Below are 19,457 nucleotides of genomic sequence, written 5' to 3'. Positions count from 1 at the left end.
CGGGACCCGGAGTCGCCCGCCACCGGACTACATGATTGTGTAGTGGAGAAGACCGGTCCGGGCTTGCCCCGGCGGCGGCGAGGTGCCAGGAGGCGGCCGGAGCCGCCGCGGCCGGACAAGGCCCGCAGGCTGCAGGCCCGGACAGGAGGACGCGATGGACTTGGTCCGCGGAGACGCGGTGGTGTGGCGCAACCGCGCCATGCTGCTCTTCGACCGCATCCCGATGCCGATCGCGGTCTGTGACGTGTACGGGGCGGTCGTGCTGGCCAATCCCGCCATGGCCGGCGAGTGGGGCACCACGCCGAGCGGGCTGCGCGGGCGCAATGTGCTGGACCTGTTCCGGCCCCAGGAGGCGACACAGGTGGAGCGGATCGCACAGGCGCTGCGCCTGCGGCACCGCTCGCGCTACCCGGTCTCGGTGCGCTGGGACGCGGCCGACGGGGTGCGCCGGCACGGCGAACTGACCGCCGACCCGGTCAGCGACTCCGCGGAGGCTTCCACGGCCCTGCTGGTCCTGGTCCGGGTGCTCGGCGAAGTGCCGGCCGTCGCCGAGGAGCGGCCCGAGCCGCCCGCCAGTGCGGCCGAGGCCGGCATCCTGGCGCTGCTCGCGGGCGGCGCGACCACGGCCCGCGCCGCGCGGGAGACGGGCCTGACGGTGGACGGCGTCAACTACCACCTGCGGCGGCTGTCACTGCGCTGGGGCGCGGCCAACCGTACGGAACTGGTCGCCCGCGCCTACGCGCTGGGGGTCCTGGCACCCGGGGTGTGGCCGCCCACGGCGGTGCCCGCGCCCTGAGGGGCACCGAAGCGGGCCAGGCAGTGCCAGACCTTCTTCAGGTCCTGCAACTCGTGGCGTCCCGTGCGCACAGCGTCGCCGATGATCCGCGGGTCGAGCCGCCCGTCCTCGGCGATCCGGGCACCCAGCTCGACGAACTCCGGCCCCCGGAAGTCCGGATGGCGCCGCAGCTCCTCGACCGACAGCCGGTATCCGGGGTGCCACTCGACCGGGCAGGGCAGCTGCCGGGCCGCCGCCTCCACGGCCGTACCGCGATAACCCGGGTCCAGGACGAGCGCCTCCACGTCCCGCGTCAGGACGACGCCCCCGTGGACCTGCGCCTCGATGTAGTCGTCGAGGGCGTCGCGATCGTCCGCCTCGGCCATCTCGATGAGGGACATCCCGGCGGCGACCCCGAACGCGGTGGGCTCGGCCGCGCTGTCCGGATAGCAGAACGTGGCGCGCCCCAGCGTCTCCCCGGCCAGCCGGAAGTGCGACGAGCCGAATCGGGGTGCGGCGCCGACCACCTGGCGGCGGAAGTTGAGGGCTCCGTACACCGGGCGTTCGTGCGCGGGCGCCGCGTCGTACGCGCCGCCGAAGATCCGGCTCTCCCAGCGCCAGCGGTCGCCGCCGGGGTGTGCGGTGAGCCCGCCGTTGCTCGTGCCGGTGACGAACTGCGAGTGGTAGGAGCCGTCCCGGACCAGCGTCTCCAGAATGGACAGCCCGCCCGCGGCGCGGTCGGGATGGAAGTTCAGGGTCACCCGCAGCGCCGCCCCCAGGGCCGGGCCCGCCGAGCGCGCGGCCACATGGCGCAGGGCCCGCTCCCGCGCCGCGCCGACCGTCCCGGGGGTACGGGTGGTGCCGAAATTCATTGGAATCTCCCCCAGCGGGCTATGTAATTTAGGCGATTACCTAGAACCCCTAGGTTGTATCGCGTCGCGCCCAGGAGCTCCCCCATGAGATCACTTACCGAGCTGGACATCCGCAACTCATTCGTCAACTGCTCCAAGGGTGAGGCGAAACGCCTCGCGATCCCCCGCGATCTGACCGAACGCCCCTGGGAACACCTGGACTTCCTCGGCTGGCGAGATCCGGGCGCGCCCGACCGCAGTTATCTCGTGACCGAGTACGGCGGACGGCTCATCGGCGTCACCCTGCGCTTCCCGTCCGCCCAGCGCGGGTTCCTGCAACGCAGCATGTGCTCGCTGTGTCTGACGACGCATCCGGGCAACGGCGTCTCGCTGATGACGGCCCGCAAGGCGGGCGCGGCCGGACGCGAGGGCAACTCGGTGGGCATCTACATGTGCACCGACCTCGCCTGCTCCCTCTACGTACGCGGCAAGAAGGCGCCGGACTCCGGAAGCCGCTTCGAGGAGAGCCTCACGGTGGAGGAACAGATCGCCCGGACGGCGGGCAATCTGTCCGCCTTCCTGAGCAAGCTCGACATCTGAGACGCGGGGCAGGACTACCGTCGGCGCCACCCCGGTGCCTGGAGGAGCACCAGCCGTCGGAGCCGCCGCCTCAGGATCCGGCAGGCGTCCAGTGCGGATCCCGTCCGAGGAACGCCAGCAGCGCCTCGGCCCGCCCGTCGCCGTCCGCAGTCTCCCGCGCCGGTGCGAAGACGCCGTACGCGTCGCGGAGATGGTCCACGAGCCGCTCCGCCGCGGGCCGGATCCCCTCGGCGACGTCCTCCGCCAGGGGTGCGTCCTGGCCGGTCGCGACGGCGATGTCCCAGGCGTGGACGGCCGCGTCCATGGCGGCCGCCGCGGAGGCGAGCGGGAAGGGCAGCGGCCCGAGCGGGGTCGGCACCTCGCCCGCGTCGGCGGCCAGCCCCTCATAGACCTCGGCCACTGCCCGCAGTACCTTGTCCAGCTCCGCCCCCGCGTCCCCGTCGAGCGCGTCGGCGGGGTGGAAGGGGTCGGAGTCCGGCAAGCCGTGGCCGGTGACGACAGCGCCGTACGCCTGCTGATCGAGACGTGCGTGATTGACTACCTGCCGTACCGTCCACTCACTGCACGGCGTCGGTGCCGCCCAGCCGCCCTCGGGCACGGCCGCGACCACCTCGCGCAGGCAGGCATGCGCCCGCGACAGCAATTCGACGCCCTCAATGCCGCTCATTTTCCGGTCCCTCCCGTTGTCCCCTGGTTCTCAAGAACAACTTAGGCCCACTTGCGGACAGTTACGGTCCTCAAGGAAGACGTTCGGTACACCTGTGAAAGGGGAACAGCGCAAGGATGCAAGAGGTACGTGGTGAGTGGGCGACATCCGCCGTCCGGTACGTAAAGCAGCGCCGCCAGGAACCCGTGGTCGTCCAGGCGCTGAGATCGACGGCGGCCGCGACCATCGCCTACGTCGTCGCCGTACGGCTCAGTCCCGAACCCGCGCCGCTCACCGCCCCCCTCACCGCCCTGCTGGTTGTGCAGGTCACCCTGTACGCCACGCTCACCACCAGCATGCGCCGGGTGAACGCGGTCGTGGCGGGCGTCCTCGTCGCCATCGGTTTCAGTGTCCTGGTCGGACTCACCTGGTGGAGTCTGGCGCTGCTCATCATGGCCTCGCTGGCCGTCGGGCATCTCGTGCGGGTCAACGAGTTCGTGCCCGAGGTGGCGATCAGCGCCATGCTGGTCCTCGGCGTGACGCGCGTGGGCGACACGGCGTGGGCCCGCATCCTGGAGACGCTGATCGGCGCGGTGGTGGGACTCGCGTGCAACCTGCTGTTCGCTCCCCCGGTGTGGCTGGGCAAGGCCGGTGAGTCCATCGAGGATCTGGCCCGCCGGATGCGGCAGCTGATGCTGCGTCTGGGCGAGGAGGCGGCCGGCCGCACGCCGTACGCGCAGGCGGCCGAGCGGCTCCACGAGGCGCGCCGTCTGGACCAGGACATCGCCCAGGTGGACGCGGCGCTGCGGCAGGCCGAGGACAGTCTGAAGCTCAACCCGCGGGTCCGCGAGGGCCTGCTGCACCGCGTGGTGCTGCGTACGGGCCTGGACACGCTGGAGATCTGCACGGTGGTCCTGCGGGTGCTCGCGCGCAGCTTCACCGATCTCGCCAAGGAGCACGACCCCGAGCGGCTGTTCGAGCCACAGGCCGGGGCCGTCCTGGAGCAGCTGATCTCCGAGGTGGCCGACGCGATCGTCAGTTTCGCGGTCCTGGTGACGACGGACGTGAGCCGCAGCGCCGAGTCCGCCGAGGCCCGGCTCGGCGCGGAACTCACCACGGCGGCCGCGACGCGCGACAAGCTGGCCCAGTTGTTCCTGGAGGGCATCCAGCGGGACGCGCGGCTGTGGCATCTGCAGGGTGCCGTACTGACCGAGGTCAACCGCATCCTCGACGAACTCGACATGGAGCACCGCTCCCGCCGCCTGCTGGAGGAACTGGACCGCTGCACACGCGAGCAGCGTGAGCGCTGGCCGCGTCTCACCCGCCTGCGGCAGCTCGCCCGTCTGCCGCGCCGCCCGCGCCGGAAGTAGCGGCGCCCAGGCACCTCGGGGCGGAACCACCCCTCCCCTTCGCGACGTTCTATCCGAAGAGGCGCCGCCGCGACCGGTGGCGTCCCACCGACGAGGGGAGTGTCCGGATGCCTGACGGCACCGTGCGGATCGACGGGAACTCACTGCTGTTGCCCGGAGGTGTGCAGGTCCAGTTCATGCGGACGCTGCGGCTGCCCGAGACGGGTACGCACGCGCTGCCGCCCGGACTGGGCACCTTCCCGCTGCGCCGCGTCGAGGACTACGCGGACTCGGTGCCCGCCGAGTGGCGGGCGCGCGGCGGGGTGCTGCTGCCGGTGTATCTGCGCGAGGCCATGTGGCTGAGCTTCAGCGGTTCGACGGAGCCGGCCGCCCTGCAGGTGGGCGTCGGCAAGGTGTGCGCGATCTCGGGCAAGCCCTGGAGCGCTCAACTGCACCGGGATCCGCAGAACTACGTGGTGCTGCCGCGCCAGCCGTGGCTCGACGGCATCAACTCCGGCAAGGGGACGGTCCGTCAGTTCGTCGCGGTGCCGCTCGGTCTCGGTGCCACGGTCGAGGGCCAGGTCACGGGCGAGGAGGTGTGGGGCGGCCTGCAGCTGCAGTCCTTCCCCCTGACTCCGGAGAAGCTGGCCGCGTGGCGCGAGGAGCAGCGCGCGCGAACGGAGATTCGCTACACCGGCGGGGGCTGGGGCGCCGCGCCGCCGGCGCCGGGTGCCGTGCCGGCCGGCGGAGCGGCGAGTGCGCCGCGTGCGGCGGCGATGGGGCTGGGCGCCGGCGGCTCGATGCGCCAGGAGGTCTACCAGGACAGCCGGCCGCACGGAAGCTGGGCCGCGACACCGGCCGGACGCGTGTTCGTGCATCTCGTGACGCCCCCGGAGTGGCGTCGCATCACGGGCGAGGAGCCGCCGCCGTCTCCGGTGGACCGTGCCGCGTACACCCGCGCGGGGCTCCCCTGGTTCGACTATTACGACGAGGGTGCCTCGGATGTCGCGCCCACGGACGCCCTGGGCGGGGTGAAGCCGGTCGGCGAGTGGCTCGGTGACGATCACGAGCCGTGGCAGCAGCCCTCGCCCTACCAGATCAAACCGCTCGGGGACGCGCCGGGCAAGCCGGTCGAGGACGGCAACTGGTAGCCGGGGACGCGGCCGGCAGGACGTTGCATCCTGCGCAACGGCCATTGTCCTTCTTGCACGGCACGGGTGTCGCACGCCAAGGTGGCTGTCACAGCTGAGGCAACCGACACCAGAGGTGCAGGCATGAGCAGTGGTGGAGAACCGCAGCGCGGTGGCTGGAGCAGGCGTCGTTTCGTGGGGGCGCTCGGCGCGGCCGCCGCGGTGACGACCGTGCCCGCCCCGGCGCCGCCGAGCGGCGCGGACCCGGCCGCCACCGGGTCCGGGCCCTCGACGCCCCCGAGGCGGACCGCCCCCGCCGCCCCTGCGTCACCGGTCCGGCCGGCCGGCCCCCGCCCGCTGTTCCTCGGCACCTACACCTCGGTGGCGGGCGGCGGCTCGGGCATCGGCCTGGCGACGTACGACGCGTCGACGGGACGTATCCAAGGGGCCGGAGCGATCACCGGCGCCGGCGATCCGTCCTATCTCGCCGTCCATCCGGACGGCCGCACGCTGTACGCCGTCAATGAGCGGCAGGACGGCGGGGTGACCGCCGTACGCGTCGCGACGAACAAGGTGCTGGGCACCAGGAGCACCGGCGGAGCGGGCCCCTGCCATCTGTCCGTGCACCCGGGCGGACGCTGGCTGCTCAGCGCCAACTACGTCTCGGGGAACGTGGCCGTGCACCCCATCGAGGCCTCGGGCGCGCTCGGCGAGCGCAGCGACCTGGTCACCCACTCCAGCCCGGCACCGGGTCCCGGCCAGCAGGGCCCGCACGCCCACCAGTTCATCACCAGCCCCGACGGCGGCCATGTGCTCGCCGTCGATCTCGGCACGGACACGGTGTACACGTACCGTCTGGACACGTCGAAGGGCACGCTCACCGAGGTCTCCCAGGCGCACACGCGGCCGGGTGCGGGCCCGCGCCATCTCACCTTCCATCCCCGCGGCCGCTTCGCCTATCTGGCCAACGAGGTCGACAACACCGTCGTGGTCTGCGCCTACGACCAGGCCACCGGGCGGCTGACGCCGGGCGATCCGCAGTCCACCGGCACGGGCGCGGGCACGAGTTACCCCGCGCAGATCCTGGTGACGTCGGACGGCTCGTACGCGTATCTCGCCAACCGCGGCCACAACAGCCTGACCCGCTACGCCGTCGAGGCGGACGGTGCCCGGCTGAGGCTCCTGGACACGGTGCCGGTCGGCGGCGACTTCCCGCGCCAGATCGCGTTCTCACCGGACGAGCGGCTGCTGTTCGCGGCGAACCAGAAGTCGGGCACGGTCAGCGTCTTCCACGTCGACCGGGCCGGCGGCGGACTGCGGTCGGCGGGTGAGCCGTTCGCCTCACCTGTCGCCGTCTGTGCGCTGCCGCTGTAGTGCACGGGGGCAGGAGGCCGAGCTCGCCTGGGCGAGCAGGACGTGCATGCGTTCGGTGAGCTCCGCGACGCCGTCGGCGGGTGCGTGGAAGGGCAGTCGTACGTCACCGTTGCCGCGCGCACGCTCGATGCGCAGGGTGAGGCCGTGCCGGTCGACGGCGAGCGGCAGCACCCGGACCGCGCCGTGCAGGCTGTCCGGTTCGACGAGCCGGGTGAGGCGCTCGACCGCGTCCGGGTGGGCGTCCGCGAGATGGGTGAGCAGCTTGGCCTCGGCCGTCGCGAGCGGGTCCGGTTCGGCGGCGGCGAACTCGTCGAGGTCCACCACGACCGCGCCGGAGGCCTCCCGCAGGACGATGCGCGAGGCCTGGAACGCGAGGTGTCCCTCCTCGACGGCGAACCAGCCCGCGAGCCAGAGCCGGGCGCGGATCCGGTTGCGGACCGGCACCGGCGCCACATCGGCGAACTCCAGCACGGCGGACGGCTCTCCGCGGGGCGCGCAGATCGCGGCCGCGAGCAGGGTGCTGTCCTCCGGTACTTGCAGGAGCACCCGGCCGTCCGCGCCGACGGTGTGTGCGCCGAGGAAATCCTCCCGGCCGCCCTCCGCGGTCACGGTGCAGGACCAGGCCGCGGCGAGCACGGAGCGGGCGCGTTCGGCCGCGGCGGGCGCGGCCGTCCAGGTGTGACGGTCACCCATCGGAACCTCCTTAGGTAAGGCTTGCCTAACCTATCGAAGATCGGGGTGTACGCCAACCACGCCTCGTCATTCCCTGCACACCTGTTTCCCGGCGCGGACCCCGGCCGGGAGCCGGATCAGGGGGTGATCGCCCCGAGCAGCGCCCGCGCACACAGGTCGCGCACCTGTTCGCGGGAGAGCCGCGGATCCCTGAGCCACTCCAGACAGACGGCCGTGGTGAAGGCCAGCCATCCCCGCACGGCAATCCGGAGTTCGGGGCGGTCGTCGGGCGCCCAGCCGAGTTCGGGATCCGCGGCGAGTGCCTGCAGAATCTGCCGCTCCTGCGCCGCCAGTGCCCGCTGATAGACCTTCCGCACGGCCTGGTCGCCCGCCGCGTCGGCACGGTGGAAGGCCCGGAAGCCGTGCGCGTGCTCCTGTACGTACCCGAGGAAGATGTCGAGCCCCGCGCCCAGCTGTTCGCGGACCGGGATGCCCGGCACGGCCGCCGTCATCCGCAGCATGCGCCCGCTCTCGCGCTCGACGACGGCGGCGAAGAAGTCCCGTTTCGTCGGGAAGTAGTGGTAGAGCAGCCCGCGTGAGACGCCGGCGATCCCGGCGACCCGCTCGATCAGGACGTCGTCGTAGGGGCTCTCCGAGAACAGCCGCGTCCCGACCGCCAGAAGCTCCTCCCGGCGCTCCTCGGTACTGAGCCGACGGCGCGTGCGCTCCCCTTGGTTCCCGGCCATGGCCGCACTGTACTTGACGTCCGTTCAACAACGGGACCACACTGATCTCCGCTATTGAACTCACGTACAACAGGACTACGGCCGGGTGCAACCCGCCGCCGGAGCAAGGGAGATGGCGTGATGGCGGAGACGACCGGGGCCGCACTGCCCAAGGGGTTCCGCAGCGCGGAGCTGGGCTGGCCGGAGCTTCATCGCATTCCGCATCCCCCGCGCCGGGTGCCGGTGATCGGCGATGTCTGGGGTGCCGACATCCGTACGCCCATTCAGGACTCGCTGCGCATCGGGCGCCAGCTCGGGCCGGTCTTCCGGCGCAAGGCCTTCGGCAAGGAGATCGTCTTCGTCTGGGGTGCCGGCCTCGCGGCCGAGCTCGCCGACGAGACACGGTTCGCCAAGCACGTGGGCCTCGGGGTCGCCAACCTCCGCCCGGTGGCCGGGGACGGACTGTTCACCGCGTACAACCACGAGCCCAACTGGCAGCTCGCGCACGACGTCCTGGCTCCGGGCTTCAGCCGTGAGGCCATGGAGGGCTACCACCCGATGATGCTCGCGGTGACCGAGCGGCTGACGGACCGCTGGGACCTGGAGGAGTCGGCCGGCCGCGCCGTGGACGTGCCGGGCGACATGACGAAGCTGACGCTGGAGACGATCTCCCGGACCGGTTTCGGGCACGACTTCGGTTCCTTCGAACGCTCCCGGCCGCACCCCTTCGTGACCGCGATGATCGGCGCCCTCACCCATGCCCAGCGCCGCAATGCCGTCCCCACCCCGCTGGCCCCCCTCCTGCTGCGCGGCGCCACCCGTCGCAACGAGGCGGACATGGCGTACCTGAACCGCACGGTCGACTCGGTCGTGGCGGCACGCGGCGGCTCGGACGGCGAGGGGGACCTGCTCGACCGCATGCTGGCGACCGCCCACCCGCAGACCGGGGAACGGCTGACCCCGGAGAACATCCGCCGTCAGGTCATCACCTTCCTGATCGCCGGCCACGAGACCACCTCCGGCGCGCTCTCGTTCGCCCTGCACTACCTCTCCCGGCATCCGGACGTCGCCGCGCGGGCCCGGGCGGAGGTGGACCGCGTCTGGGGCGCGACACCGCGGCCCGGGTACGACCAGGTCGCCAAGCTCCGTTATGTGCGCCGGGTCCTCGACGAGTCGCTGCGGCTGTGGCCGACGGCGCCGGCCTTCGCGCGGGAGGCCCGGCGGGAGACCGTGCTGGGCGGCGTCCATCCGATGCGGCAGGGCGCGTGGGCGCTGGTCCTGACGGCGATGCTGCACCGGGACCCGGACGTGTGGGGTGCCGACGCGGAACGGTTCGACCCCGACCGCTTCGACGCGCAGGCCGTACGCGGCCGGCCCGCGCACACCTTCAAGCCGTTCGGCACCGGGGCGCGGGCCTGCATCGGCCGCCAGTTCGCGCTGCACGAGGCGACGCTGGTGCTCGGGCTGCTGCTGCGCCGCTACGAGCTGCGGGCGGATCCGGAGTACCGGCTGCGGGTGACCGAGCGGCTCACCCTGATGCCGGCGGGGCTGCGGCTGCACCTGGAGCGCCGAGCCCCCGCCACGGAGGCGGCCTCAGCCCTCGACTGCCCAGTGGCCGGGACGGGTGACTGACCCCGGCAGCTTTGTGCCGGCGCTGCCCCTGGCCGCGTTGAGCTGCGGCTGGGTCAGGAAGAAGGCGCCGGTGAGATCGGCGTCCGTGAGGTCGGCGTCGCGCAGGTCGGCGCCGATCAGGTCCGCGCGGCGCAGGTCGGCACCGGTCAGATCGGCGGCGATGAGGTAGGCGCCGCGCAGGCTGGCGCCGCTGAGGTCGGCTCCCTTGAGGCGGGCGCCCATCAGGTCGGCACCCCGGCGGTCCTTGCGCTTTCCGCGGCCGGCTCCCGCCCGCACGAGCTCGCTGGTCCGCAGCAGCAGCTCGTTGACCACCTGCCGGTGCGCGCCGACGTCCAGCTGACCCAGTTCCTCCGGGGTCAGGAGCGTGAGCCGTTCGGTCTTCTCCAGCACCCGGCGGACGTCGGCGTGGACCGGGCGGGCCGCGGACAGGGTCAGCGCCTCGTGCAGGTACCAGAGCAGCTCATGCAGCTGACGCACGACAGGGAACACGTCGAACATCCGCCGGGCGTCCTCCCGCGAACCCGAGCGCCAGTCCGTGCCGCCGAAGGTGACCTGGGAGACCTGCTGCCCGGCGCCGAAGCAGTCGTAGACCGTGCAGCCGTTGAAGCCCTTCTCCCGCAACCGGGTGTGGATGCCGCACCGGGAGTCGGTCTCCAGGTTCGGACAGGGCGTGCCCGCGGCCTTGTCCATCGCGAAGTCCGCGGAGCGGGAGAACGGCAGCGCGACGCAGCAGAGCCCGAAGCACTCACCGCAGTCGGCGCGCAGCTCCGAGCGCCGGTCCTGGACTGTTCCGCCGTCTTCTCCCATGGTCCCAGCCTACTGACCTGGGACGGACGGCCCGTCCGGGCCTGGGGCGAGAGCCTCCGGCCGCACGGTGCGGCCGGGCGAGAAGCGGCGGCCGCACGGTGCCGCCTGGGCTGAGAGCCTCCGGCCGCACGGTGCCGCCTGGGACGAGAACCGGCGGCCGCACAGTGCCGCCTGGCGAGAGAACCCGCCGGCCGCACAGTGGACCATCATCGAACCGATCGGTACCATCTCCCGTATGCCCGTACCCAGGGGAACTTCCCTCGATCCGGACCGCACCCGCGCCGCGCTCCTCGATTCCGCGACCGGGATCCTCTACGAGCGGGGCCTCGACGGCGTCGGCGTGGCCGAGCTGTGCCGCGCGGTCGGCGCCTCCAAGGAGACGCTGTACCGGCATTTCGGCTCCAAGGACGGACTTGTCGAAGCGGTGCTCGCCGCCCGCAGCGACCGGGTGGTGGACTGGCTGACCAAGACCGTCGAGGCGGCGGGCCCCGATCCGGCCGCCCAACTCGGCGCCCTGTTCGACGCGTTGGGCGGCTGGTACGCCGAACCCGGCTTCCGGGGCTGCGCGATCGTCAACGCCGCCACCCAGCGGCACGCCCCACCCGCCCGTACGGCGGCCGACCGCCACCTCGGCCGCTACCTGGCGCTGCTCATCGACATCGCGGAACGCGCGGGCGTGTCCGGACCCGGCCTGCTCGCACGGCAGTTGCTGATCCTCCTCGAAGGCGCCACCGTCGTCGCCGACCACCACGACCCGGACGGCCGCGCCGCCGAGGACGCCAAACAGGCGGCGCTCGCACTCCTCGACCGAGCCGCCCGGAGGTGACCATGGACGTCCACGGTTTCACGGCACCCTGTTTCGAGACGGTCGCGGAGGTCTTCGCCCGCAATTTCAAGGAGTACGAGGAGACGGGCGCCGCCTTCGCCGCGTACCGGGACGGGGAGCCCGTCGTCGATCTGTGGGGCGGCGCCGCCGACCCGGGCACCGGCCGGCCCTGGCGCGCCGACACCCTGCAACTCGTCTTCTCCGGCGCCAAGGGCCTGACCGCGGCCTGTGTGCTGCTGCTCGTCGAACGCGGGCTGTTGGACCTGGACGCACCAGCCGCGTGCTACTGGCCGGAGTTCGCCGCGGCCGGCAAAGGCGGGATCACCGTCGCCGAGATCATGTCCCACCAGGCGCGCCTGCCCGGCGTCCAACTGCCGTTCACCGAGGAGGAGTTCTTCGATCCCCGGCACATGGCCGGGCTGCTCGCCGAACAGGCGCCGGCCGAGGATCCCAGGGCCGGGTTCATGTATCACGCCCTGACCCACGGGTGGCTCGTGGGCGAGCTGATCCGACGCGTCGACGGACGGGGCGTCGGGGCCTTCTTCGCCGACGAGTTCGCGGGCCCGCTCGGTCTGGACGTCTGGCTCGGACTGCCGGACGAGCAGCACCACCGGGTCGCCACCACGCTCGCGGGCCCCGGCGTCCTGACATCGCCGGCGGACGACGATCCGCTGCGCGCACTCACCCGCAATCCGCTGATCACCGCCGAGGCGCCCGCCCTGTGGAACAGCGCCGCCTTCCGCCGCGCCGAAGTACCCGCCGTCGGCGCCCATGTGACGGCCCGTTCGATGGCCCGCTTCTACGCCTGTCTGGCGCGAGGCGGCGAGCTGGACGGGGTCCGCGTCCTCGCGGAGGCCACCGTCCGACGGGGACGGCGCGAACTCCGGCGCGGCGTCGAGCCGTTGTGGGGCAGCCCGATGGCATACGGAGCGGGCTTCGAGCTGGGGACCGGGACGGTGCTCCACGGTCCGGCGCCGGACGCCTTCGGGCACGCCGGCGCCTGGGGGTCACGGCACGGCGCCTGGCCCGGCGCCCGGGTCGGGTTCTCGTACGCAATGAACCGCACGCGCGCCGCATGGCCGGACCGGCGGCCGCTGGATCTGCTGACGGCGCTGCACGACGCACTCCCCCACTGACCTGATTCCCCACTGTCTATGGAGGCGATTCCCCCCTGTCTCTGGAGGTTTCGCGGCGCACCCGGTATCGAGTCGCCATGGACGATTCCTCGCTCACCGGCCTCCCCGTTCCTCCGCCGCCGGGAACGAGCGCGCTGCCGCCCGGCACCTACGACGGATCGCTGGTGCTGGTGACCGGCGGCGGCACCGGACTCGGCAAGGCGATCGCGGCGGAGTTCGCCCGGCTGGGCGCCGACCTGGTGATCGCCGGCCGCGACGAGAAGCATCTCGCGTCCGCCCAGGAGGAGTTGACGTCGCTGGGCACGCGGGTGACGACGGCCGTGTGCGACATACGGGATCCGGACCGCGTCGCCGGGGTGTTCGACGGAGGCGGGCTGCCCGATGTGCTGGTGAACAACGCGGCCGCCAACTTCCCCGTGCCGGCCGAGGAGATGTCCCCGAACGCCTGGCGGGCGGTCGTGGACATCACCCTCACCGGCACCTTCCTGATGACGCGCGAGTTCGGCCGGCGCCATCTGGCGGCGGGCACGCCCGGCTCGATCATCAACGTCGGTGCCTCGTACGCCTGGACGGGCGGTCCCGGGTACGCGCACAGCGCGGCGGCCAAGGCGGGGGTGAGCAACCTGGTGGCGACCCTGGCCGTCGAATGGGGGCCGTACGGCATCCAGGTCAACGGGCTCGTGCCCGGGCTGATGCCGCACGAGGACATGACCGCCGACATCCGCGGCACCCTCGACCGCGCCGACGATCCCGACGCCCGGCAGCCCGCGCTCCGCGTCGGCGCGCCGCGCGAGCTCGGCTGGGCGGCGACCTTCCTGGCCTCGCCCTACGCCCGGTTCATCAGCGGCCACACGCTGGTGGTGGACGGGGCGAACTGGCAGCGCCGGGGTCTCGTGAGCCCACCGGTGGTACCCGTCCGGGACCAGCTGGGGCTGGGGCCCTTCACCGGGTGACCACGCCCCTGCCGGCGGGCGCCGTGCGGGTCACCTGCCCTCGAAAGCTCCTCACCCGGTGACCACGCCTCTGCCGGCCACCGCCACACAGGTCACCTGCCCTCGAAGCGTGGCGCCCGGCGCTCGCCCTTCGCGGCGTACCCCTCACGAGAGTCCTCGGAGGTCAGGGTGAGCGCCGCCGACATGGCCGTACGGTCGAGGGCGGCGGCGAGCCCGGCGTCCGCGTAGCCGTCGATGTCACGCTTGACGCCCTGGACGGCGAGGGGGGCGTTGGCCGCGATCCCGGCGGCGACAGTGCGCGCGGCCGCGTCCAACTCCGCTTCCTTGCAGACGAGTTGGACGAGGTGGAGCCGCTCGGCCGTGGCGGCGTCGATCCGGCGGCCGGTCAGGGCCAGGAACTTGGCCCACCCCGCCCCCGCCTCCCGCGCGATCCGCAGATCACCACCCGCGTCGACCGCGACCCCGATCTCCGCTTCCGGGAGGGCGAACAGCGCGTCGTCCGCGGCGACCCTGACGTCCGCCATCAGCGCCAGCTCGAAACCGAAGCCGAGACAGTACCCCTGCACGGCCGCCACGACCGGCTGCGGCAGGCGCGCGAAGGCGTCGAAGCGCTGATGCGCCCAGCGGATGCCCTCGTAGTAGTTGCGGGTGCGCTCGGCTCCGGAACGGCCGGTGACGGCACCTCCGGGAGCCGTGACATCGATGCCCGCGCAGAAGGCGCGCCCCTCGGCCCGCAGCAGGACCACGCGGATGGAGTCGTCGAAGCGGATCCGGTCGGCGTACAGGCCGAGTTGGCGGGTGGACTCCCAGCTCCACGCGTTGAGCTTCTCGGGCCGGCAGAGGGTGAGCAGCCCGACGCCGTCCTCGATGTCGAGGCGCAGCCGCTCCTCGCCCTGGGGAATGTCCGTGCGCGTGATGTCGATCATCCGCGGCCCTCCGCAGCTCTCCTGACGAACCGTCAGAAGACTAGGAGGTCCCGGCAGCCGCTTGAAGGGTTACGACCGAGGATTTACCGCGCGTCGGGTCCGAGGGCTCCCGTTCTCCTACGCCGCTTCGTAGTGGTGCGCGTCGGCGCCTCGCCATTTCACCCACGCGGGATCGTCCAGGAGATCTTCCGCATCGGGCAGACCGGCGCGGCCGAGGAACTCGATCAGGTCCGCGTCGGAGAACGCCAGGCCGAGGATCTCACCGCGTGCGGTCACGCGGCGACCGCCGGTGCCTGACGGCGGATGTACGACTATGGGGGCCCGTCCGGACATGCCTCCAGCATCGTCCCGCGCACCCCTACGCGCATCCGGAACCGCGAAATCCGGGCCCCCGATCATCCGGGAGGCCGCCGGTCGCCGCCGCCACTCTCGCCGGTGTGCGGTCAGACCTCGTCCCGGGAGAGCGCCAGCAGCCGGTCCAGGACCCGTGGCCCGCCCGCACGCACCCCGTCGTGCTCGAACTCGTCGGTCACCCAGGTCCGCAGTCCCCGCACCGCGCGGGCCGTGCGCAGGGCGTGCTCGGTGTCGACGTACATGTCCTCGTGGTAGACCGCCGCGGCGACCGGCACCTCGTTCTCGGCGAGGCGGGCCGGGTCGTAAAGCGGCCGCCAGTCCGTGCGTGCGGCCAGCTCCTCGGCGGTCTCGCGCAGGGGCCGCAGAGCGGGGTCGTTCTCGAACATCCAGGGGTGCACGGACTCGCCGGTGAACAGCAGCGGCCCGTCCTCCGTGAGCGTCTTGGCCGCGTCGAACTGCGGGAACTCGGCGCGCACCCGCTCCGCGGACCAGGCGGTGGGGCGCTCGTCCTGCCCGTAGATCGCCTCGTGGACCAGGGCGTACAGCGGGTGGCCCGCGTACGAGAGGAGGCCCTGGACCTCCTCCTGGAACGCGTCGGAGAGCTCCTGGCCCCGGGGTGTGCGTACGAAGGCGTGCTCCAGGAGGTAGTGGAGCCGGTGGCTGCCCTCGCCGCCGCCGAGGAGGATGCCGAGCGACTGGAAGGCCTCGACGGTGAGCCGGTAGCCGCCGGGCAGGACCGGCTCGTGGTGGATCAGGTACTCGGCGATCCCCCGCGCCCGCTCGACGTCCTGCGGGTAGCGCGCGTAGTGCGCCGCGACCTTGCGCTCGATGCGCGGGTACGCCGCCCGGTAGACGTCGTCCGCGTGGGCGTCGAGGGAGGGCAGGCCGCCGGTGATGAGCGCGGCCTGCAGTCCTTCCGGCGCGGTGGACAGGTAGTGCACCGCGCAGAAGCCGCCGAAGCTCTGGCCGAGCACCGTCCAGGGACCACCGCCGGTGAGCCCGGGGCGGATCGCCTCGCAGTCGCGGACGATCGAGTCGGTGCGGAAGTGCGTGAGGTAGTCGGCCTGTTCGCGGGGGCCGCCGCGCAGCGGGAGCGTCTGGCGGTTCGCGGGCGTGGAGTGGCCGGTGCCGCGCTGGTCGAGGAGCAGTACCCGGAACTCCTGCAGCGCGCGGCCGAGCCAGGCCTGTTTGCCCACGAAGCGGTTGGCACCGAAGCCGGGGCCGCCCTGGAGGTAGACGAGCCACGGCAGCTGCTGTGACGCCTTGTCGCTGGCGACGGCCTCGCGGGCGAAGAGCTCGACGGTCTCCCCCGCCGGGTTGTCGTGGTCGAGCGGCACGGTGAAGTGCCGGTCGGTGAGGACGACGCCGGGCTGGCGATAGCTGGTGGTCAACAGGACTCCCGAGACGAACGGATTCCAGGCTGCGACCCAGTTGAGCACATGTTCGTCCGCCAACCGAGCCCTGGATCAAGAAAATCGGTACTGAATGGCCACTCAGCGCGGCAGTTGACGGGAACTGAACGGCCGCTCAGCGCGCGGCGAGGCTGGAGCGGCGCACCTGCACCTCGGTGCGGCCCAGATCCTCCGAACTCGTGGACCGAGCACGGACAGCACGAGCAGCACGCCGGTGACGACGATCTGCGACTGGGCCGAGACGTCCCGCAGCGCAGCGACTGGTGCGCTACGCACCCACCGGCGACCCCGCTCGATGGCGCGCGGCGGAGAGCCGACTCACCGGAGGGTGAGTGGGGGCTCCCCTGCGCCGCGCCCGCCGCGTACGCTGCACTCATCCGATGATCGAACCCGAGGAGCCGCGATGCGTGTCGCCCTGTTCCTGACCTGTGTCAACGACACGCTCTATCCGGAAACCGGCCGCGCCGTGGTGAAACTGCTGACCAGGCTGGGCGTGGACGTCGATTTCCCGATGGCACAGACCTGCTGCGGACAGGCCCACTACAACACCGGGTATCGCCATGAGGCCGAGCCACTGGCCCGGCATTTCTCCGATGTATTCGGTGACTATGAGGCGATCGTGACGCCGTCCGGCTCGTGCGGAGCGATGGTGCGGGAGCTGTATCCGCGGATGGGCGAGCGCGCGCGGGCGGAGGGCCGCGGGGACGGTCTCGCGACCACCCTGGCACCGGTCGTACCGAAGACGTACGAGCTCACCGAGTTCCTCGTCGACGTCCTCGGAGTGACCGACGTCGGCGCCCACTACCCGCACACGGTGACGTATCACCCCACCTGTCACGGTCTGCGCAGTCTGGGCCTGGGCGACCGGCCGCGCCGCCTTCTCCAGGCGGTCAAGGGACTCGAACTGCGGGAACTGCCGGGCGCGGACGAGTGCTGCGGCTTCGGCGGCACCTTCGCCGTCAAGAACTCCGATGTCTCGGCGGCGATGGGCGCCGACAAGGTGGCGCACGCCGAGTCGACGGGGGCGGAGGTGCTGTGCGCCGCCGACAACTCCTGTCTGATGCACATCGGCGGCACCATGACCCGGCTGCGGACCGATATGCGACCGGTGCACATCGCGGAGATCCTGGCGAGCACGGAAGCGGAGCCCCTGGTATGAGCGGAACCTTCGTCGGCATGCCGGCCTTCCCCGAGGCCGCGCGCGAAGCCGTCCACAACCCGACGCTGCGCGCCAACCTGCGTCACGCGACCCACACGATCCGCGCCAAGCGGGCCCACGCGGTCGCCGAACTCGACGACTGGGCCGCCCTGCGCGAGGCGGGCAAGCAGATCAAGGACCACACGCTGCGCCATCTCGACCGCTATCTGGTGCAGTTGGAGGAGTCGGTCACGGCGGCCGGCGGCACCGTCCACTGGGCCGCGGACGCCGAGGAGGCCAACCGGATCGTCACCCGGCTCGTCAAGGAGACCGGCGAGTCGGAGGTCGTCAAGGTCAAGTCGATGGCGACGCAGGAGATCGCGCTCAACGAGGCCCTGGAGGCCGAGGGCATCCGCGCCTACGAGACCGATCTCGCCGAACTCATCGTGCAGTTGGGCAAGGACCGCCCCTCGCACATCCTCGTGCCCGCCATCCACCGCAACCGCGGCGAGATCCGCGACATCTTCACCCGCGAGATGAGCGAGTGGGGCCGCCCGGCCCCCGAGGGCCTCACCGACACGCCCGCCGAGCTGGCGGAGGCCGCACGTCTGCATCTGCGGGAGAAGTTCCTGCGCGCCAAGGTCGGCATCTCCGGCGCCAACTTCATGGTCGCCGAGACCGGCACCCTGGTCGTCGTCGAGTCCGAGGGCAACGGCCGGATGTGCCTCACCCTGCCGGAGACGCTGATCTCGGTCGTCGGCATCGAGAAGATCGTGCCGACCTGGCAGGACCTGGAGGTGTTCCTCCAGACCCTGCCCCGCTCCTCGACGGCCGAGCGCATGAACCCGTACACCTCCATGTGGACGGGCACGAGCGGCTCCGACACGGTCGACGGCCCCCAGACCTTCCACCTGGTCCTCCTCGACAACGGCCGTACGGACACGCTCGCCGACGAGGTCGGCCGCCAGGCCCTGCGCTGCATCCGCTGCTCGGCGTGCCTCAACGTCTGCCCGGTGTACGAGCGGGCGGGCGGGCACGCGTACGGCTCGGTGTACCCCGGTCCGATCGGCGCGATCCTCAGCCCTCAGCTGCGCGGCACCGGCAGCGACATCGACGCCTCGCTCCCGTACGCGTCCTCGCTGTGCGGGGCCTGCTACGAGGTCTGCCCGGTGGCGATCGACATCCCCGAGGTGCTGGTGCACCTGCGGGAACGCATCGCCCAGGGAGGCCCGGTGACCCGGGAGGGCGCCAAGGTCGTCCTCAAGCCCGCGAAGGGACACGCCGCCGAGCGGGCGGCCATGCGGGCGGCGCAGTGGGCCTTCGGCCGGCCCGGCGTGCTGCGCACCGGCCAGCGCCTCGCCTCCTGGACCCGCCGCTTCCATCCGCGCAGGCTGCCGGGTCCCGGCAAGGCGTGGAGCGCGAGCCGTGATCTTCCGGTGGTGCCGCCGGAGCCGTTCCGCGACTGGTGGCAACGTACGAACGGTGGAAGGGAGACGGCGAAGTGAGCAGCAGGGATCTGATCCTGGGCCGGGTGCGGCGCGCGATCGCGGACGTGCACCAGGACGACACGCCGTACGAGCAGGCCATTGACCGGAGCTATCTGCGCGAGCACGGCGGGCGGAGTGTCGAGGAGACGGTGGATCTGCTCGCCGAGAACCTCGCCGACTACCGGGCGCGGGTGCACCGCACCGACACCGGCGGTCTGCCCGTACTGATCGCCCGGCTCCTCACCGGGCACGGCTCGACGTCGGTGCTCGTGCCGGCGGGCCTGGACCAGGACTGGCTGGCCGCGACCGAGGTGACCCGGGTCCCGGACCGCACCGAGAGCACCCCGCACGAGCTGGACCGGGTCGACAGCGTGGTGACGGGCTGCGCGCTCGCCATCGCCGAGACCGGCACCCTCGTGCTGGACGGCGGCCCCGAGCAGGGCCGGCGCCGCATCACGCTGGTGCCCGACCATCACATCTGCGTCGTACGCGTCCCCGGCCAGGTCGTCTCCTCGGTCCCCCAAGCCATGGGACGCCTCGACCCGACCCGCCCGCTGACCTGGATCTCCGGCCCGTCCGCGACCAGTGACATCGAACTCGACCGGGTCGAGGGGGTGCACGGTCCGCGCACCCTTGAGGTGGTGCTGGTGAGCGGGGAGTGACG

At 72.3% G+C, this 19,457-nt stretch carries 20 protein-coding genes and 1 pseudogene; 12 read left to right on the top strand and 9 right to left on the bottom strand.

The window, feature by feature from the left end; translation table 11 throughout:
• The first annotated feature begins 154 nt into the window (after positions 1-154).
• The gene (locus ACFVYF_RS09285) at positions 155-796 is read left to right on the top strand and encodes a PAS domain S-box protein (RefSeq protein WP_389453185.1); all 642 of its coding nucleotides are present in this window, start codon (positions 155-157) and stop codon (positions 794-796) included.
• Here ACFVYF_RS09285 and ACFVYF_RS09280 read toward each other — a convergent pair.
• On the bottom strand, positions 736-1,647 hold the full coding sequence (locus ACFVYF_RS09280) for a DUF3626 domain-containing protein (protein WP_389453182.1): 912 nt from the start codon (positions 1,645-1,647) through the stop codon (positions 736-738). The two genes, ACFVYF_RS09285 and ACFVYF_RS09280, sit on opposite strands and share 61 nt — an antisense overlap.
• 84 nt (positions 1,648-1,731) lie before the next feature.
• Here ACFVYF_RS09280 and ACFVYF_RS09275 point away from each other — a divergent pair, with 84 nt between their 5' ends.
• Positions 1,732-2,226, top strand: coding sequence for an FBP domain-containing protein (locus ACFVYF_RS09275; RefSeq protein WP_389453178.1), 495 nt, complete (start codon positions 1,732-1,734; stop codon positions 2,224-2,226).
• A gap of 70 nt (positions 2,227-2,296) precedes the next feature.
• Here the strand turns inward: ACFVYF_RS09275 and ACFVYF_RS09270 are convergent, their stop codons facing one another.
• On the bottom strand, positions 2,297-2,893 hold the full coding sequence (locus ACFVYF_RS09270) for a TIGR03086 family metal-binding protein (protein ID WP_389453175.1): 597 nt from the start codon (positions 2,891-2,893) through the stop codon (positions 2,297-2,299).
• A 116-nt stretch (positions 2,894-3,009) separates the two neighbouring features.
• Between ACFVYF_RS09270 and ACFVYF_RS09265 the strand changes: the two genes are divergently transcribed.
• From ACFVYF_RS09265 to ACFVYF_RS09255, 3 genes are all read left to right on the top strand, one after another.
• Positions 3,010-4,242, top strand: a complete 1,233-nt coding sequence (locus tag ACFVYF_RS09265; protein ID WP_389453172.1) for an aromatic acid exporter family protein — start codon at positions 3,010-3,012, stop codon at positions 4,240-4,242.
• Positions 4,243-4,349: 107 nt separating this feature from the next.
• Positions 4,350-5,372, top strand: a complete 1,023-nt coding sequence (locus ACFVYF_RS09260) for a hypothetical protein (RefSeq protein ID WP_389453169.1) — start codon at positions 4,350-4,352, stop codon at positions 5,370-5,372.
• Positions 5,373-5,495: 123 nt separating this feature from the next.
• Positions 5,496-6,725, top strand: a complete 1,230-nt coding sequence (locus ACFVYF_RS09255) for a lactonase family protein (protein ID WP_389453166.1) — start codon at positions 5,496-5,498, stop codon at positions 6,723-6,725.
• Here the strand turns inward: ACFVYF_RS09255 and ACFVYF_RS09250 are convergent.
• Together ACFVYF_RS09250 and ACFVYF_RS09245 are read right to left on the bottom strand one after the other, a co-directional pair.
• A complete protein-coding gene (locus ACFVYF_RS09250) occupies positions 6,693-7,418 on the bottom strand; it encodes a DUF2470 domain-containing protein (RefSeq protein ID WP_389453163.1) in 726 nt (241 codons plus the stop codon). The two genes, ACFVYF_RS09255 and ACFVYF_RS09250, sit on opposite strands and share 33 nt — an antisense overlap.
• A gap of 116 nt (positions 7,419-7,534) precedes the next feature.
• The gene (locus tag ACFVYF_RS09245) at positions 7,535-8,143 is read right to left on the bottom strand and encodes a TetR/AcrR family transcriptional regulator (RefSeq protein ID WP_389453160.1); all 609 of its coding nucleotides are present in this window, start codon (positions 8,141-8,143) and stop codon (positions 7,535-7,537) included.
• Positions 8,144-8,263: 120 nt separating this feature from the next.
• Between ACFVYF_RS09245 and ACFVYF_RS09240 the strand changes: the two genes are divergently transcribed.
• On the top strand, positions 8,264-9,754 hold the full coding sequence (locus ACFVYF_RS09240; protein ID WP_389453158.1) for a cytochrome P450: 1,491 nt from the start codon (positions 8,264-8,266) through the stop codon (positions 9,752-9,754).
• On the opposite strand, the gene ACFVYF_RS09235 is transcribed toward ACFVYF_RS09240, so the two are convergent.
• Positions 9,716-10,561 carry a pentapeptide repeat-containing protein gene (locus ACFVYF_RS09235; protein WP_389453155.1) on the bottom strand — a complete coding sequence of 282 codons (846 nt, stop codon included), beginning with the start codon at positions 10,559-10,561 and terminating at the stop codon, positions 9,716-9,718. The two genes, ACFVYF_RS09240 and ACFVYF_RS09235, sit on opposite strands and share 39 nt — an antisense overlap.
• 235 nt (positions 10,562-10,796) lie before the next feature.
• On the opposite strand from ACFVYF_RS09235, the gene ACFVYF_RS09230 reads away from it, so the two are divergent.
• The 3 genes from ACFVYF_RS09230 to ACFVYF_RS09220 all read left to right on the top strand — a co-directional run bounded on the left by ACFVYF_RS09230 (position 10,797) and on the right by ACFVYF_RS09220 (position 13,476).
• Positions 10,797-11,387, top strand: coding sequence for a TetR/AcrR family transcriptional regulator (locus tag ACFVYF_RS09230; RefSeq protein WP_389453152.1), 591 nt, complete (start codon positions 10,797-10,799; stop codon positions 11,385-11,387).
• Positions 11,388-11,389: 2 nt separating this feature from the next.
• On the top strand, positions 11,390-12,523 hold the full coding sequence (locus tag ACFVYF_RS09225; RefSeq protein ID WP_389453149.1) for a serine hydrolase domain-containing protein: 1,134 nt from the start codon (positions 11,390-11,392) through the stop codon (positions 12,521-12,523).
• 77 nt (positions 12,524-12,600) lie between these two features.
• Positions 12,601-13,476: an SDR family oxidoreductase gene (locus ACFVYF_RS09220; protein WP_389453146.1), complete on the top strand. Its 876-nt coding sequence runs from the start codon at positions 12,601-12,603 to the stop codon at positions 13,474-13,476.
• Positions 13,477-13,568: 92 nt separating this feature from the next.
• On the opposite strand, the gene ACFVYF_RS09215 is transcribed toward ACFVYF_RS09220, so the two are convergent.
• From ACFVYF_RS09215 to ACFVYF_RS09200, 4 genes and pseudogenes are all read right to left on the bottom strand, one after another.
• Positions 13,569-14,402 (bottom strand): enoyl-CoA hydratase/isomerase family protein, encoded by an 834-nt coding sequence (locus ACFVYF_RS09215; RefSeq protein WP_389453143.1) that lies wholly within the window; start codon positions 14,400-14,402, stop codon positions 13,569-13,571.
• A 117-nt stretch (positions 14,403-14,519) separates the two neighbouring features.
• On the bottom strand, positions 14,520-14,735 hold the full coding sequence (locus tag ACFVYF_RS09210) for a hypothetical protein (RefSeq protein WP_389453140.1): 216 nt from the start codon (positions 14,733-14,735) through the stop codon (positions 14,520-14,522).
• A gap of 110 nt (positions 14,736-14,845) precedes the next feature.
• Positions 14,846-16,147 (bottom strand): alpha/beta fold hydrolase, encoded by a 1,302-nt coding sequence (locus tag ACFVYF_RS09205; RefSeq protein WP_389453137.1) that lies wholly within the window; start codon positions 16,145-16,147, stop codon positions 14,846-14,848.
• A gap of 102 nt (positions 16,148-16,249) precedes the next feature.
• Positions 16,250-16,429: pseudogene (locus ACFVYF_RS09200) on the bottom strand (hypothetical protein); the annotation flags it as partial.
• A gap of 142 nt (positions 16,430-16,571) precedes the next feature.
• On the opposite strand from ACFVYF_RS09200, the gene ACFVYF_RS09195 reads away from it, so the two are divergent.
• The 3 genes from ACFVYF_RS09195 to ACFVYF_RS09185 are packed head-to-tail and all read left to right on the top strand — an operon-like array spanning position 16,572 to position 19,455.
• A complete protein-coding gene (locus ACFVYF_RS09195; protein ID WP_389453135.1) occupies positions 16,572-17,327 on the top strand; it encodes a (Fe-S)-binding protein in 756 nt (251 codons plus the stop codon).
• On the top strand, positions 17,324-18,811 hold the full coding sequence (locus ACFVYF_RS09190) for a LutB/LldF family L-lactate oxidation iron-sulfur protein (RefSeq protein ID WP_389453132.1): 1,488 nt from the start codon (positions 17,324-17,326) through the stop codon (positions 18,809-18,811). The genes ACFVYF_RS09195 and ACFVYF_RS09190 overlap by 4 nt, the downstream gene beginning before the upstream one ends.
• Positions 18,808-19,455 carry a lactate utilization protein C gene (locus ACFVYF_RS09185; protein ID WP_389453129.1) on the top strand — a complete coding sequence of 216 codons (648 nt, stop codon included), beginning with the start codon at positions 18,808-18,810 and terminating at the stop codon, positions 19,453-19,455. Before ACFVYF_RS09190 ends, ACFVYF_RS09185 begins: the two co-directional genes overlap by 4 nt.
• Positions 19,456-19,457: the final 2 nt, after the last annotated feature.

It is taken from the genome of Streptomyces sp. NPDC058274, from assembly GCF_042881375.1.
In the GTDB taxonomy this organism is placed as follows: domain Bacteria; phylum Actinomycetota; class Actinomycetes; order Streptomycetales; family Streptomycetaceae; genus Streptomyces.
The sequence above is the reverse complement of the archived record's forward strand: the minus strand, read 5'-3'. Positions and strand labels throughout refer to the sequence as shown.